Here is a 14,122-nt window from a genome sequence, read left to right on the forward strand (position 1 = left end):
GTCGGCCCCATGATTCGGTTCGGGTACAAGGCCTCGGCGGAGCAGTTCCCGCCGGCGGAACTTCTGAAGTACGGCGTGCTGGCCGAGGAACTCGGCTTCGACTCGGTCTTCGTCAGCGACCACCTGCAGCCATGGCGGCACGACGGCGGACACGCCCCGGCCGCGCTGCCGTGGCTGGGTGCGCTGGCCGCCCGGACCGAACGGGTGCTGATCGGCACGAGCGTGCTCACACCGACGTTCCGCTACCACCCCGCCGTGGTCGCCCAGGCCTTCGCCACGCTCGGCTGCCTCGCGCCGGGGCGGGCGATCCTGGGTGTCGGCTCCGGCGAGTCGCTCAACGAGGTGCCGCTCGGGCTGCAATGGCCCGACGGCAAGGAGCGGTTCGCCCGCCTCAAGGAGGCCGTGCTGCTGATCCAGAAGCTCTGGACGGAAGACCGGGTGACGTACGAGGGGCAGTTCTACCGGACCGAGAACGCCACCATCTACGACAAGCCGGAGACGCCGGTCCCGATCTACATCGGCGCCTCCGGCCCGGCCGCCACCCGCCTGGCCGGGCGCATCTCGGACGGCTTCATCACCACCAGCGGCAAGGGCCACGCGCTCTACACCGACACGTTGCTGCCCGCCGTCCGCGAGGGTGCCGAGAAGGCCGGCCGCGCCATCGACGACCTCGACCTGATGATCGAGGTGAAGGTCAGCTTCGACGACGACATGGACAAGGCCCGCAACGACACCCAGCACTGGGGCGCGTTGGCCCTCTCGCCCGACGAGAAGACCGGCGTCGAGGACCCGATCGAGATGCAGCGGCTCTCCGACGCCCTGCCGGTCGAGCGCACAGCCAGCCGCTGGATCTGCTCGTCCGACCCCGACGAGCACGTCGGCAAGGTCGCCGAGTATCTCGACATGGGCTTCAAGCACCTGGTCTTCCACGCCCCCGGGCCCGACCAGGAGCGCTTCCTGCGCCTCTACTCGGAGAAGATCCTGCCGGAGCTGCGCAAGCGAGCGGCCTAGTCCACCGGGCGGAGCCGGGCGCGGTGACCCGTCGGGCCCGTGCCCTCTCCGTTGATCACGCGCAGGTCGGGCCGCGACTGGCGCAGGCCCTGGATCCGCCGGCGCCGCGCCCCGACCTCCCGCCGTACGGGCTGGGTGGCACCGAGGGCGATCCGCCACGGGGTCTGCGCCGAGCGCGGCTGCACGTCGGGCCCGGCGAGCCGCTCGGGGTGCCCGTCGCGCCACACCGGCGGCGTGCCGTTGCGGGGGTCGACGCGGTGGAACGGCGGCTGGGCGAACGTCGCCGACGCGGGCCGCCGGTCGGCCTGGGCCCAGCCCTTGGTTCCGGTGAACTGGCGCACGGTGGTGCGCTCGCGGGCCAGCCGCTCACTCGCCTGACGTTCGGCGGCCAGGGCCTCGACGGCGCGGCGGTCGAGCGCACGCCGCCCGGCTCCGGTCTCGTCGGTCAGCGGGGCCCGGTGGGCACGGCCGGGGTAGGCCGCGTTGCGCGCCGGGGCGGGTGGGGCCCACGTCACCCGGTCGCGCCCCCGCAGCTCGCGCAGGGTGGCGCGCAACCAGTGGCGCAGCCGCGGCCGCTCACCGGCGGCCGCAATGCGGGCCACGCTCGGCACCTCGGCCACCCGCAGGCCCTGGCCGGCCGGCCGCAAAGCCAGGAGCGCACCGATTTCCGGCCCTTCGCCCCACGAAGCGCCACGAGGACCGCGAGCGCCACGAGGACCACGAGCGCCACGAGCGGCACGAGCCCCACGAGCGGGACGGGTGCCGTGAGCGGCGCCGGTGCTGCGCGCGCCCGGGTCGACGAGCCCGAGGGCCGGCACGGCGTCGCGCCAGAAGGCGGCGTACCCGAAACCGGGGTCGGTGCGGTGCAGCCCCAGCACGACGTTGAGGAACCAGATCAGCAGCAGGTCGGCCCATCGGCGCAGCCGGCCGCCGCCCAGGTCGCCGCCACCCGGCGAGTAGCGCGTGCCGAGGGCCACGTCGGCCCCCGCCAGCAACGACCGCACGTAGCGCGGGATCTCGGCCGGGTCGGTCGAGCCGTCACCGTTGAGGGTGACCACGATGTCGCCGTGGGCGGCCCGGACGCCGCAGGCGATCGCGTTGCCCGGGCCCGGCCGGGTCGGCGGCACCAGCACGGCGCCCGGCCGGGCGGAGAGGTCCAGGCCCGTGCCGACCACGATCACCTCGTCGACCGCGGGGAGCTCGCGCAGGATCCGGGACAGGCCGGCGGGGTCGCGGGCCGGGATCACGACGCTTACTGACGGTGACGTTGTTCGGTGGTGGCTCGTCGCTGCGGGAAGCGGCGAAGGAGGCATGGCGGTGCTCCTCAGGCTTGTTCCTGATCAAGAAAACTACCGGTCGGCAACCGAACAGCAACTCACCGGAACGGTGGAGGACGATCACCTGCGCGGACCGTCCGAGGCCCGATAAGGCCGGTTCGTCACTACGCTGCGTACGGGAATGGGGGGTTGGGGGTAGGGTTTGCTCCGTTGCGGCGAATGTCCGGGAAGAGGGGAAAGACCAGTGAAGCTCGGCCTGCACATCTCCAACTTCACCTGGCCCGAGGGTGCTCCGCGGCTCGGCCCGGTGCTCGCCGACATCGCGTCCTCGGCCGACGGGGCCGGCTTCGAGCGCATCAGCGTGATGGACCACCTCTGGCAGATCGGCGTGATCGGCCCGCCCGAGTGGGACATGCTCGAGGCCTACACGGCGCTCGGCTTCGTGGCCGCTCATACGAAGAACGCGAAGCTGCTCACCCTGGTTACGGGCGTCGTCTATCGCGACCCGGGCCTGCTGGCCAAGGCCGTCACCACGCTCGACGTGCTCAGCGGGGGCCGCGCGATCCTGGGCATCGGTGCGGCGTGGAACTCCGAGGAGTCGCGCGGGCTGGGCCTGCTGTTCCCGCCGACCAAGGAGCGGTTCGAGCGGCTGGAGGAGGCGCTCAGGATCTGCCGGCAGATGTTCGCGGGCGACGAGACGGCCTTCCACGGCACGCACTACCGGCTGGAGCGGCTGCTCAACAATCCGCAGCCGCTGGCCCGACCGCATCTGCCGATCCTGGTCGGCGGCGGGGGCGAGAAGAAGACGCTGCGGCTGGTCGCGCAGTACGCCGACGCCTGCAACCTGTTCCCCGGCCCCGAGGTGCAGCACAAGCTCGACGTGCTCAAGCGGCACTGCGACGACGTCGGCCGCGACTACGACGAGATCCAGAAGACAGTGCTCTTCAACTTCGACCTGGGCGAGAAGAACGAACGCGTCGGCGAGATCATCGAGGGCCTGCGCCGGCTGCACGGCATGGGCTTCGAGGTGGGCCACGGCGGTCTGCGCAACGCGTGGGACACCAAGCAGTTCGACGTCTTCGCATCCGAGATCGTCCCGGCCGCGGAGAGCTTCTGACATGGCGAAGGAAGGCATGGCGACCCACGGCATGGCGATCGAGGCAGTGGTCTTCGACCTGGACGGCGTCATCATCGACACCGAGGAGGTCTGGGAGGAGGTCCGGCGCGGCTACGTGGCCGAGTACGACCGCGAGTTCCTGCCCGACACCCAGGACCGCATGATGGGCATGAGCACCCCGGAGTGGTCCGGCCACCTGGCCCACGACGTCGGCGTTCCTCGCACTCCCGAGCAGGTGGCCGCCGACGTGCTGAACCGGATGGCCGAGCGTTACCGCACGTCGCTCCCGCTCATCGAGGGTTCGGTGGCGACGGTGCGGCGGCTCGGTGAGCGGTTCCCGCTGGCGCTGGCCAGCTCGTCCGCCCGCCTGCTGATCGACCAGGTGCTCGAGACGGCTGGGCTGACCGACGCGTTCCAGGTCACCCTGTCGACCGAGGAGGTGCCGCGGGGCAAGCCGGCCCCCGACGTCTACCTGACCGCCTGCGAGAAGCTCGGCTTCGCCCCGGCCGTCTGCGCCGCCGTCGAGGACTCGAGCAACGGACTGCGCGCGGCGGGCGCGGCCGGGCTGGCAGTGATCGCCGTCCCGCACGGCGTCTACCCGCCGGCCGCGGATGCGCTGGCCCTGGCCTCGCTGGTCGTCACGAAGGTGTCGGAGCTGACCCCGGAGCGAGTGGCCGGTATTCGGGCAGAGTGAGCCCCGTGCTGCGATCGGCCGCGATCTTGAACGTGAGATCGAGGAACCACTTGCGGTTGTTCAGGTAGTTCCGCAGCCGGATGCCGCGGGCCGTCCGGGGCGCCAGGAAACGGCCTGTCGTGTCGCCGCCTTTCTGCGTGCCCCGGGCGAAGCGGCCGATTCTTTTCTCGTACGCCGTGAAAGCCGCCCGGTGGTCACCGAACGCCGCGGCCAGCTCGCCGGCCAGCACGTACGCGGCGACCAGGGCCGTACCGGTGCCCTGCCCGCCGATCGTGGCCCCGCAGGCGGCGTCCCCGACGAGCGCCACGCGCCCCCGGCTCCAGGCCGGGTTGTCGACGCGGCAGATCTGGCCGAACCAGAAGTCACCGCCGGCCCGATCGAGTTCGTTCAGCAGCCGCGGGGCCAGCCAGCCCATCCCCGCGAACCGGTCGCGCAGGATCGCCCGCGTCGCCGACGGGTCGTGCCGGTCGTAGGCCAGTGGGGGCGACGCGAACGCGGCGAAGACGGCGGCCCGCCCGGGGTGCCGCCGGTCGCCGCTCACGCTGAGCATGCGGCCCGGGGTGTTGTGCAGCAGCGAGGTGCCGGTCAGCTCCCACTCGTCCGGCCCGTCCCACCCGGCCACGTAGTAGCCGAGGTGCTTCACGAACCGTTCCTCGGGCCCGAAGACAGCCGCCGCACCCGTGAGTGCACGCCGTCGGCCCCGATCACCAGGTCGAAGGTGCGCTCCAGCCCGCTCGCGAAGGTGACGTCGACCCCGTCGTCGTGCTCGGTCAGGGCCGCGATGCTGTCGCCGAACAGGTAGTCGGTGTGCCCGGCCCCGGCCGCGCAGAGCACCCGGGCCAGGTCGCCGCGGTAGACCTCGAGGTCACCCCCGGCCAGCCCGGCCGGCCACTCCATGAGCCGCTCACCGTGCTCGTCGACGAACCGCATCGCGGTGCCACCGGTCTCCAGCGCCCGCAGCTCGTCGAGCACACCCATGCGGGCCAGCAGGCCCATGTGCAGCGGCCCGCGGAAGTCGACGGCCTGCCCGCCGGTCCGCAGCTCGGGCGCGATCTCCACGATCGTCGGCGCGAACCCGAACCGGCCCAGCCAGTAGGCCAGCGCCGGCCCGGCGATGCTCGCCCCGGAAATGAGGATCCTCATGGTCAATGCCTCCCCGTTAAAACTGTGTCCGACGGACTCAGTTGTTACTGTGTACGGTAGACACGGTTCAGCGGAGGGGTCAAGATGACTGTCGACTTCTTGTGGGGCGAGCGCTCCCGGCCGACGCGTGGGCCCAAGCGGGCGCTCACCCTCGACCGGATCGCCGAGGTGGCGATCGCGGTGGCCGACGCCGAAGGGCTGGCCGCCGTGTCGATGCAGCGGGTCGCGGCCGAGCTCGGCTTCACCAAGATGTCGCTCTATCGCTATCTGCCCGGCAAGGCCGAACTGGTGGCGCTCATGCTGGAGCGAGCCATCGGCGAACCGCCCGCGCTCGACGCCGGCGACTGGCGGGCCGCGCTCACCGCGTGGGCCGAGGCGCTGCTCGAGCGTTACCGGCGGCACGGCTGGGCCACCGAGGCGACCACGGGGGCGCGACCGGTCGGGCCGCACGAACTCGGCTGGATGGAGAACGCGCTGGCCGTGCTGCCGCCCGGGCTGACCGGTGGGCAGCGGATGGACACGGTCGCCGTGCTGGCCGGTCAGGTGCGCATGGTCGCGGGGCAGTCCGAGGCCGCCTTCGTCGACGTGATCACGCTGGTTCTGCGCGAGCATGCGCAGCGGTTTCCGGCGGTGGCGGCCGCGGTGACCGACCCGGGCCCCCGCGACCACGCCTTCCACTTCGGCGTGGAGCGCATCCTGGACGGTATCGAGGTCCTGATCCGCGCCAGGTAACGTGCGCGACACATTCAGGTGTGAAAGATCTTCAAGTCGGGTAGACCGCGGCTGATTCCCCCTGGAGGTGGCCTGTGGTTCTAGCCGCGGAGAGCGGGCTGAGGCTCGATCTCAACCTTGTCGATTACCTGATCCTGATCCTCTATTTCGCCACCGTCCTGGGGGTGGGCTTCGCGGCCCGAAGAGCGATCAAGACCAGCGCCGACTTCTTCCTGTCCGGACGGTCGCTGCCGGCCTGGGTGACCGGCCTGGCCTTCGTCTCGGCCAACCTGGGCGCGCTCGAGATCCTCGGCATGGCCGCCAACGGCGCGCAGTACGGCCTGCTCACGCTGCACTACTACTGGATCGGCGCGGTGCCGGCCATGGTGTTCCTCGGCATCGTGATGATGCCGTTCTACTACGGCTCCAAGGTCCGCAGCGTCCCCGAGTTCCTGAAGCGGCGCTTCAACAAGCCGACGCACATCTTCAACGCGATCAGCTTCGCCGTCGCGCAGGTGCTGATCGCCGGTGTCAACCTGTTCGCCCTTGCGCTCATCCTGGACGCGCTGCTCGGCTGGGAACTCTGGGTCTCGATCCTGGTCGGCGCGGCCATCGTGCTGACGTACATCACGATCGGCGGCCTCTCCTCGGCCATCTACAACGAGGTGCTGCAGTTCTTCGTCATCCTGGCCGGCCTGATCCCGCTCACGATCGTCGGCCTGGTCAAGGTGGGCGGCATCGACGGCCTGTTCGACGCGGTGCGCAGCGGTCCGCTGGGCGACGCCGCCCTGCACACGTGGTCGAACACGGGCAGCAGCGCCGACAACCCGCTCGGCGCGAACTGGATCGGCATCCTGTTCGGCCTCGGCTTCGTGCTCTCGTTCGGCTACTGGACGACCAACTTCGCCGAGGTGCAGCGCGCGCTCTCGGCCAAGGACATGAACGCGGCCCGCCGTACGCCGATCATCGCGGCCTTCCCCAAGCTGCTGATCCCGGCCGTCACCGTCATCCCCGGCCTGATCGCGATCGTGACGGTCAAAGGGCTGGGCGCCGACGAGGGTGATCTCACCTACAACAACGCGATCCCGCTGCTGATGCGCGACCTGCTGCCCAACGGCGTGCTGGGCGTCGCGGTGACCGGTCTGCTGGCCTCGTTCATGGCCGGCATGGCGGCCAACGTGAGCGGCTTCAACACCGTCTTCACGTACGACATCTGGCAGGCCTACATCAAGAAGGGCCGCAGCGACGAGTACTACCTGAAGATCGGCCGGTACGCCACGATCGGCGGTGTCGTCATCGGCATCGGCACGGCGTTCATCGCCAGCGGCTACGGCAACATCATGGAGTACATCCAGCAGCTGTTCTCGCTGTTCAACGCGCCGCTGTTCGCGACCTTCATCGTCGGCATGTTCTGGAAGCGGATGACTCCGTGGGCCGGCTTCTGGTCGCTCGTGCTGGGCTTCCTGGCCTCGCTGGCGCTCTACATCGCTTACCTGACCGACGCCATCGCGTTCAACTCGGCGCTCGAGCAGAGCTTCTGGGGCGCCGGGGTGGCCTTCGTGACGGCGGTCATCATCGCGGTCGCGGTCACCTTCTTCACGCCCTCCAAGCCCGACGACGAGCTGCGCGGTCTCGTCTACGGCCTCGGCGGCACGTCGGACGGCACCGTGATCGTCTCCGGCGAGAAGGTCTGGTGGCGTAACCCCGTCCTGCTCGGCACGATCGCGGTCGTGCTGGCCATCGCCCTGTACATCCCGGTCTGGTAGGAGGTATCCCCATGGCGGAGAACAACGACCAGGTCGACGAGAAGAAGCTGTCGGCGGCGGCCCGGCTCTTCGACGTACGGCGGGTCATCGGCGGACTCTTCGTGGTCTACGGCGTGATCGTCACGTTGATCGGCCTCTTCGACAGCCAGGCCGAGATCGACAAGGCGGAGGGCGTCCGGATCAACCTCTGGATGGGCATCGGCATGCTCGTGCTGGGCCTGCTGTTCCTCCTGTGGCTGCGGCTCAACCCGCCCAAGGCGCCCGACCCGTCGGATCTCGGCACGGACGACGACCGGCCCCCGGCGCACTGATGGCCGAGGCGGTGTGACCCGGTAGCCATCGGGTTGCACCGCCTCCCTTGTTTACAGTCGGGCCCGCGGCGACCGATACACCGGGGCATGGAAGCCATCGCCCCCATCAGCAACGCCCGGGCTGGCGGTTACCGCACCGCCGGCTGGCAGCAGCAGATCCGAGTCGACTACGCCGTGAACAAGGTCATGCAGACCCACCGGGGTCAGCACGAGGACCAGGTCGCCCAGGCCATTCACGACCAGCTCCGCGCCATCGGTGTGGTGCCCAACAACCGCCAGATCGCCCAGTACGCCGCGGCGATCTCGGCGCTGCCCCAACTTCCGCCCAACTAGCCCGTCAGCGCGCGGGAAAGCGCAGGATCTTGTCGTCGTCGTTGCGGGGATCACCTCGGCCGTCCCGGTTCGAGGTGGTCACCCACAGCGCGCCGTCGGGGGCCACGGCCACCGTGCGCAGCCGCCCGTGCTCGCCGGTCAGCGCCGCCTTCGGCGCACCGCCGCCGAGCGGGACCGTCCACAGCCGTTCGCCGCGCAGGCCGGCCACGTAGAGCGTGTTGCCGGCCACCGCCGCCCCCGACGGTGAGGCCTCGTCGGTGCCCCACTGCACGATCGGGTCGACGTACCGGCCGTTGCCCTCCTTGCCCTCGACCTCGGGCCAGCCGTAGTTCTTGCCCGGCTGGATCACGTTGACCTCGTCCCACGTGTTCTGGCCGAACTCGATGCCGTACATCTTCTTGTCCGGCCCCCAGGCCAGGCCCTGCACGTTGCGGTGACCCAGCGACCACACCGGCGAGCCCGGGAACGGGTTGCCCGGCGCCGGCTTGCCGTCCCGGGTGATCCGCAGGATCTTGCCGTTGACGTTGCCGCGGTCCTGCGACGCGCTGCCGTTGCCGGCGTCGCCCGTGCCCACGTACAGGAAATTGTCGGGGCCGAAGGCGAGCCGCCCGCCGTTGTGGATGCCCGCCTTCTCGATGCCCTTGAAGATCACCTCGGAGCTGCCACCGAGCGTGAACCGGATGATCCGGTTGTCGCCGCTCGCGGTGAAGTAGGCGTACACATATTTGTTTCGCTGGTAATCGGGATCGACCGCGACGCCGAGCAGGCCGCCCTCGCCGCCGGCATCCACGCCGTCCACCGTGTGCACCTTTTTCGGGGTGCCGCCGCCGGCCGGGATCTGCCTGATGTCGCCGCGGTCGCGCTCACTGACCAGCGCCGAACCGTCGGGCAGGAAGGCGAGCCCCCACGGCACCTCGAGGTCGGCCGCGATGGCCTGCCCCTGGCCCAGGTTGACGGTCCGCGGCTTGTCCGGAGCGGGACTCGCCGCCGCCGTGGAGGGCGGCGTGGTCGCCGGCGCGAACGTCTCGCCGCTGGGCGCCGAGGCCTCGCCGTCGGAACAGGCGACCAGCAGGAACGCGGTGGCCGAGGCGAACACGAGGCGGGTGCGGGCGGCGGGTGTCATGGCCCAACGGTGCCACGGCCCGGCGAACTTTCCCCGGTTTACCGGACTCATGATCTTCGTTCGTCCGAAGATGGGGCCGCGCGGCGTCTCGGCCGTGCGGGGCGGAGAGAAGGCGCGTGCGAGCGGTCCTCACGGTGATCACCCTGCTGGTGTACGGGTTCATGCCGCCCGTGCCGGCGCGCGCGGCCACGATCGCGTGGACCGTGTGCCCGGAGGACGCGCAGGTGCAGTGCGGCGAGCTCACGGTGCCGGCCGACTGGGCCGACCCGGCCGGTCCCAAGATCACCCTGACCATGGCCCGCCGCCCGGCCACCGAGCCCGCCCACCGGATCGGCGTGCTGCTGGTCAACCCGGGCGGACCGGGCGGCTCGGCCTACGACTTCACCATCGGCGCGACCGGCTTCTTCGGCGCGGAACTGCGCAAACGGTTCGACATCGTGGGCGTCGACCCGCGCGGGGTGGGCCGCAGCGCGCCCGTGCTCTGCTCGCGCGACCTGCTCGACACCAAGCCGTCCCCACTGGTCGAGACCGAGCAGCAGTACGCGGCGATGGTCACCTTCAACCGCAAGCTCGCGGCCGACTGCGCAGCCCGTACGGGCGCCCACTTCGGTCACGTCGACACCGGCAGCGTCGTGCGCGACTTCGACGCGGTGCGCGCCGCCCTGGGCCAGCAAAAGATCAACTTCTATGGCGCCTCGTACGGGACCTTGATCGGTCTGCAGTACGCCCAGCGCTATCCCGAGCGGCTGCGCGGCCTGGTGCTCGACAGCGTGATGGACCACAGCGCCGGCCTGGACGACTTCCTGCTCCGCGAGACCGACGCCGCCCAGAACGCCTTCGGCGAGTTCGTGAAGTGGTGCAACCGGGACCAGCGCTGCGTGCTGCGCGGACGGGACCTGCTCAAGCTGTGGGCCTCGGCCATGGTCAAGGCGCGGGCCGGGCAGATTCGCAACCCGTACGACCCGACGCTCAAGCTCAGCCTGTCCGACCTGCTCACGGCGGCCTTCACGGCCCTTTACGAGCCGCAGTGGTATTCGTTCGCCTACTACCTGCGCGACGCCACCACGCCGGTCGCCGCCAAACGCCACCGTGCCGCCCCGCCCGCCGTCGACCTCGTCGACTACAGCTTCTCGCCGGTCATCTGTGAGGACTGGAACCTGCGGGTCAGTGGCTTCGCGGCGCTGAAATGGCGGATGGGGATCCTGGCCCGCCGGGCCCCGCAGATGCTCGTCTCGCCGCTCGCCCTCAGCGCGCTGACCGGCTGCCTGGGCTGGCCGTCGCCGCCCGACAACCCGCAGACGGCCATCACCGCGCCGCCCGGCCTGGGACCGATCCTGCTGGTCAACTCGCGGCACGACCCGGCCACCGCCTACCCCTGGGCGCAGAACGTGGCGGCCCGGCTGGGCAGCCCGGCCGGTCTGCTCACGTACGACGGCTGGGGACACGTCGCGTACAACAAGAGCCCCTGCGTCTCCGGCGTGGTCGACAGATATCTGCTCAAGCTGCGGCCGGTGGCGCCGGGCGCGCACTGCCCACCGGAGGAACCTGAGCCGTTTGGAGTCGGTTAGGCCGGGCAGAATCGAGCTGGTGTCCCCGTCGTTCGTTCTGGCCCGCTACGTGGGGGCCGCCGTCTTCGCCCGGCTCGCCGACGAGGGGGCCCGGGTCTCGATTCTGCTGCTGGTTCTCGAACGCACCGGCGACCCCGCGCTCGGCGGCATCCTGATCGCGGCCTTGATGGTGCCGCACGTGCTGGCCGCCCCGGTGGTGGGCGCGATCGCCGACGCCGTCCGCGGCCGCCGCCTGCTCTACGCGACGGCCTACGCTCTGTACGCGGGCTGCCTGGCCGCCGCGGCCGCGATGGCCGGCCGGTCCACCCTGGGCGCCGCGATCGTGCTGGTGCTCGCCGGGTGCGTCGCGCCGCTGCTCATCGGTGGGCTCAGCAGCCTGCTGGGCCAGTTGGTGCCCGACCGGCTCGAACGAGCCTTCGGGCTCGACGTGATGTCGTACAGCGTGGCCGGGATCGCCGGTCCGGCGCTGGCCGCGGTGCTGGCCGGGCTGGCCGGGGCCGCCTGGTCGACGGTGGGGCTGGCCGCGCTCGTGCTGGCCGCGGCGGCCATCCTGATCACCTTGCCGCTGCCGGTGGCGACCGGGCCGCGCCGGCTGGCCTCCCCCCTGGCCGCGTTCGCGCTGATGGCGCGGCGGCCCCGGCTGGGCGCGGTCACCGCCGGCACGGTGTTCAGCATGGCCGGCTTCGGGGCCCTGCCGCTGGTGGCCGCGCTGATTGCGGCGGACGAGCACCGGCCCGAGCTGACCGGCGTGATCCTCTCCGCGGGGGCGGCGGGCGGGCTGATCGGTTCGCTGCTGTGCACCCGCTGGCCGATCCGCCGGTGGCGGCCGGAGTGGGTGGTGGCCTTCTGCCTGCTCGCCACCGCGCTGCCCTTCGCGATCCTGATCCTGCTGCCCGGCGGCTGGGCCGGGCTGCCCCTTTTCGCGCTCGCCGGTGGGCTGGGCGCGCCGGTGTCGGTGGCGGTTTTCGCCGTACGGGACCAGGAGTCCCCGCCGGAGCTGCGCACACAGGTCTTCTCGCTCGGGGCCGGGCTCAAGGTCACCGCGGCCGCGGCCGGGGCTGCCGCCGCGGGACTGGCGGCCGGGGCCGGCGCCGCCGTGATTCTGGCCGCGATCGCGCTCTGCCAGTTGCTCGGCGCGGCCTCGGTCGTGCTGGTGGGCCGCGTCACCCCCACGTCTCCGCCGCCCCGGAGTATCGTTAGCCAGGCTAACTAGACGCTCTTGGAGGCGCCGTTGTCCCGCCGCGCACCCCGGGCGTCCATCGATCCGGACTCCCGTAAGGGCTGGTTACGCCGGGCCCTGCCGCTCGTCAAGGCTCACCGCGTTCTGCTGATCACGTCGCTCACGCTGTCCTTCGCCGGCCTGATCGTGCAGGTCCAGATCCCCAACCTGGTCCGCATCGGCATCGACGACGCCATCGTGGAGAAGACCGCGCAGCTCAGCACGTACGTGTGGTGGATCGTCGGGCTGGCCCTGCTGCAAGGCCTGATCAACTTCCTGGCCCGGCTCTACCTGCTGCGCACGGCGTACGAACTCGAATACGACCTGCGCAACATCGTCTACACCCACCTGGTCCGCATGCCGTTCGGCTTCTACGACCGGGTGCAGACCGGTGAACTGATGTCGCGCAGCGGCTCCGACATCCGGGCCGTGCAGCTCTACCTGTCGTTCGGCCCGTCCATCCTCGTGCAGTGCCTGATCGCCGTCGTCGCGTTCGGGCTGATGCTCTCGATCAACGTGCCGCTGGCGATCGTCGCGATGATCACGATGCCGGTCATCGGGCTGCTCGGCGTCAGCATGCGCAAGGCGATCTTCCCGGTCTCGTGGATGATCCAGGCCCGGCTGGCCCAGCTGGCCACCGTGGTCGACGAGAACATCCAGGGCGTACGCATCGTGAAAGCGTTCGCCGCCGAGGGCCGCCAGCTGCGGCAGCTCGCCGAGAGCGCCGACCGCATCCGCTGGGCGTACCGGCAGGACGCGCGGATCCGCAGCCGCTGGAACCCGGTGCTCGACAACCTGCCCCGCCTCGGGCTCGCGCTGGTGCTGCTGGTCGGCGGCTACATGGTGATCGAGGGCAGCACCACCGTGGGCACCATCGTCGCCTTCAACTCGTACGTGCTCATGCTGCAGCCGCCGTTCCGCCTGCTCGGCATGATGATCATGATGGGTCAGCGGGCGTCGGCCTCCGCGCGCCGCATCTACGACATCCTCGACACCCCGAGCGACGTGGTCGACGGGCCCGGCCCGCTCGACGTGCCGCTCCGCGGCGACCTGGCGTTCTCCGACGTCCACTTCACGTACCCGAACGGAACTGTGGCCTTGGCCGGGCTGAACTTGCGCATCCGCCCGGGGGAGACGGTGGCCGTGGTCGGTGGCACCGGGTCCGGCAAGTCGACGCTGGGCCGGTTGATCGCCCGCTTCTACGACGTCACCGGCGGGCGGATCACCATCGACGGGCACGACGTGCGCGCGCTGGCCCTGCACTCGCTGCGGCAGCAGGTCGGCATCGTGCCCGACGAGCCGTTCCTGTTCTCACTGTCCCTGCACGACAACATCGCGTACGGGAAACCCGGCGCCTCCCGGCCCGACGTGGTCGCCGCCGCCGTGGCCGCCGGGGCCGACGAGTTCATCCGCGACCTGCCCGACGGCTACGACACGGTGGTGGGGGAGCGCGGCTACACCCTCAGCGGTGGCCAGCGCCAGCGCGTCGCCATCGCCCGGGCGCTGCTGGTCAACCCGCCGGTGCTCGTGCTGGACGACGCCACCAGCGCCATCGACGTCACCGTGGAGCAACGCATCCACGCCTCGCTGCGCGACCAGATGCGCGGCCGCACCACCCTGATCGTCGCCCACCGCCTGTCGACGATCGGCCTGGCCGACCGTGTCGTCCTGATGGAAGCGGGCCGGGTGATCGCCGACGGCACGCACGCCTCGCTGCTGGCCTCCGAACCCCGTTACGCCCAGGTCCTCGCCGCCTCCACCGCCCCCGCCGCCTCCCTCTCCGTCGCCTCCCCGTCGTCCGCTCCCACCAGCGCCGCCTCTCCCTTCTCCGCGGAGGCCCCATCGTGAG

General features: G+C 71.1%; 14 protein-coding genes. 10 read left to right on the top strand and 4 right to left on the bottom strand.

All coding sequences use genetic code 11. The features are described from left to right. Positions 1-9: 9 nt before the first annotated feature. Positions 10-1,011 carry a glucose-6-phosphate dehydrogenase (coenzyme-F420) gene (fgd, locus tag BKA14_RS41335; protein WP_184956159.1) on the top strand — a complete coding sequence of 334 codons (1,002 nt, stop codon included), beginning with the start codon at positions 10-12 and terminating at the stop codon, positions 1,009-1,011. Here the strand turns inward: fgd and BKA14_RS41340 are convergent. Further along, on the bottom strand, positions 1,008-2,258 hold the full coding sequence (locus BKA14_RS41340) for a glycosyltransferase (protein WP_184956160.1): 1,251 nt from the start codon (positions 2,256-2,258) through the stop codon (positions 1,008-1,010). The two genes, fgd and BKA14_RS41340, sit on opposite strands and share 4 nt — an antisense overlap. A gap of 274 nt (positions 2,259-2,532) precedes the next feature. Here BKA14_RS41340 and BKA14_RS41345 point away from each other — a divergent pair, with 274 nt between their 5' ends. Beyond that, positions 2,533-3,405: an LLM class F420-dependent oxidoreductase gene (locus tag BKA14_RS41345; RefSeq protein ID WP_184956161.1), complete on the top strand. Its 873-nt coding sequence runs from the start codon at positions 2,533-2,535 to the stop codon at positions 3,403-3,405. A gap of 1 nt (position 3,406) precedes the next feature. After that, complete coding sequence (locus BKA14_RS41350) at positions 3,407-4,099, top strand: HAD family hydrolase (protein WP_239092642.1); 693 nt, start codon at positions 3,407-3,409, stop codon at positions 4,097-4,099. On the opposite strand, the gene BKA14_RS44770 is transcribed toward BKA14_RS41350, so the two are convergent. Together BKA14_RS44770 and BKA14_RS44775 are read right to left on the bottom strand one after the other, a co-directional pair. After that, the gene (locus BKA14_RS44770; RefSeq protein ID WP_239092641.1) at positions 4,044-4,742 is read right to left on the bottom strand and encodes a Rossmann-fold NAD(P)-binding domain-containing protein; all 699 of its coding nucleotides are present in this window, start codon (positions 4,740-4,742) and stop codon (positions 4,044-4,046) included. The two genes, BKA14_RS41350 and BKA14_RS44770, sit on opposite strands and share 56 nt — an antisense overlap. Beyond that, on the bottom strand, positions 4,739-5,242 hold the full coding sequence (locus BKA14_RS44775; RefSeq protein ID WP_239092640.1) for an FAD-dependent monooxygenase: 504 nt from the start codon (positions 5,240-5,242) through the stop codon (positions 4,739-4,741). The genes BKA14_RS44770 and BKA14_RS44775 overlap by 4 nt, the downstream gene beginning before the upstream one ends. 84 nt (positions 5,243-5,326) lie before the next feature. Between BKA14_RS44775 and BKA14_RS41360 the strand changes: the two genes are divergently transcribed. From BKA14_RS41360 to BKA14_RS41375, 4 genes are all read left to right on the top strand, one after another. After that, positions 5,327-5,974 carry a TetR/AcrR family transcriptional regulator gene (locus BKA14_RS41360; RefSeq protein ID WP_184956162.1) on the top strand — a complete coding sequence of 216 codons (648 nt, stop codon included), beginning with the start codon at positions 5,327-5,329 and terminating at the stop codon, positions 5,972-5,974. A gap of 74 nt (positions 5,975-6,048) precedes the next feature. Beyond that, positions 6,049-7,719 carry a sodium:solute symporter family protein gene (locus BKA14_RS41365; protein WP_184956163.1) on the top strand — a complete coding sequence of 557 codons (1,671 nt, stop codon included), beginning with the start codon at positions 6,049-6,051 and terminating at the stop codon, positions 7,717-7,719. Between the two features lie 11 nt (positions 7,720-7,730). After that, entirely contained in the window at positions 7,731-8,030 is a 300-nt protein-coding gene (locus BKA14_RS41370; RefSeq protein WP_184956164.1) for a hypothetical protein, read from the top strand. 87 nt (positions 8,031-8,117) lie between these two features. Then, positions 8,118-8,363: a hypothetical protein gene (locus BKA14_RS41375; RefSeq protein WP_184956165.1), complete on the top strand. Its 246-nt coding sequence runs from the start codon at positions 8,118-8,120 to the stop codon at positions 8,361-8,363. 4 nt (positions 8,364-8,367) lie between these two features. Here the strand turns inward: BKA14_RS41375 and BKA14_RS41380 are convergent, their stop codons facing one another. Continuing rightward, positions 8,368-9,486 (bottom strand): PQQ-dependent sugar dehydrogenase, encoded by a 1,119-nt coding sequence (locus tag BKA14_RS41380; protein WP_184956166.1) that lies wholly within the window; start codon positions 9,484-9,486, stop codon positions 8,368-8,370. A gap of 116 nt (positions 9,487-9,602) precedes the next feature. On the opposite strand from BKA14_RS41380, the gene BKA14_RS41385 reads away from it, so the two are divergent. The 3 genes from BKA14_RS41385 to BKA14_RS41395 are packed head-to-tail and all read left to right on the top strand — an operon-like array spanning position 9,603 to position 14,121. After that, positions 9,603-11,054, top strand: a complete 1,452-nt coding sequence (locus BKA14_RS41385) for an alpha/beta hydrolase (RefSeq protein ID WP_184956167.1) — start codon at positions 9,603-9,605, stop codon at positions 11,052-11,054. A 19-nt stretch (positions 11,055-11,073) separates the two neighbouring features. Beyond that, entirely contained in the window at positions 11,074-12,267 is a 1,194-nt protein-coding gene (locus BKA14_RS41390; RefSeq protein WP_184956168.1) for an MFS transporter, read from the top strand. Between the two features lie 6 nt (positions 12,268-12,273). After that, a complete protein-coding gene (locus tag BKA14_RS41395; protein WP_239092639.1) occupies positions 12,274-14,121 on the top strand; it encodes an ABC transporter ATP-binding protein in 1,848 nt (615 codons plus the stop codon). Position 14,122: the final 1 nt, after the last annotated feature.

It is taken from the genome of Paractinoplanes abujensis (assembly GCF_014204895.1).
In the GTDB taxonomy this organism is placed as follows: Bacteria; Actinomycetota; Actinomycetes; order Mycobacteriales; family Micromonosporaceae; genus Actinoplanes; species Actinoplanes abujensis.

Excerpts from the sequence above, each read along its gene's own strand:
- fgd (WP_184956159.1), top strand. The coding sequence starts at position 10 with ATGATTCGGTTCGGGTACAAGGCCTCGGCGGAGCAGTTCCCGCCGGCG.
- BKA14_RS41350 (WP_239092642.1), top strand. The coding sequence starts at position 3,407 with ATGGCGAAGGAAGGCATGGCGACCCACGGCATGGCGATCGAGGCAGTG.
- BKA14_RS44775 (WP_239092640.1), bottom strand. The coding sequence starts at position 5,242 with ATGAGGATCCTCATTTCCGGGGCGAGCATCGCCGGGCCGGCGCTGGCC.
- BKA14_RS41360 (WP_184956162.1), top strand. The coding sequence starts at position 5,327 with ATGACTGTCGACTTCTTGTGGGGCGAGCGCTCCCGGCCGACGCGTGGG.
- BKA14_RS41370 (WP_184956164.1), top strand. The coding sequence starts at position 7,731 with ATGGCGGAGAACAACGACCAGGTCGACGAGAAGAAGCTGTCGGCGGCG.
- BKA14_RS41375 (WP_184956165.1), top strand. The coding sequence starts at position 8,118 with ATGGAAGCCATCGCCCCCATCAGCAACGCCCGGGCTGGCGGTTACCGC.
- BKA14_RS41380 (WP_184956166.1), bottom strand. The coding sequence starts at position 9,486 with ATGACACCCGCCGCCCGCACCCGCCTCGTGTTCGCCTCGGCCACCGCG.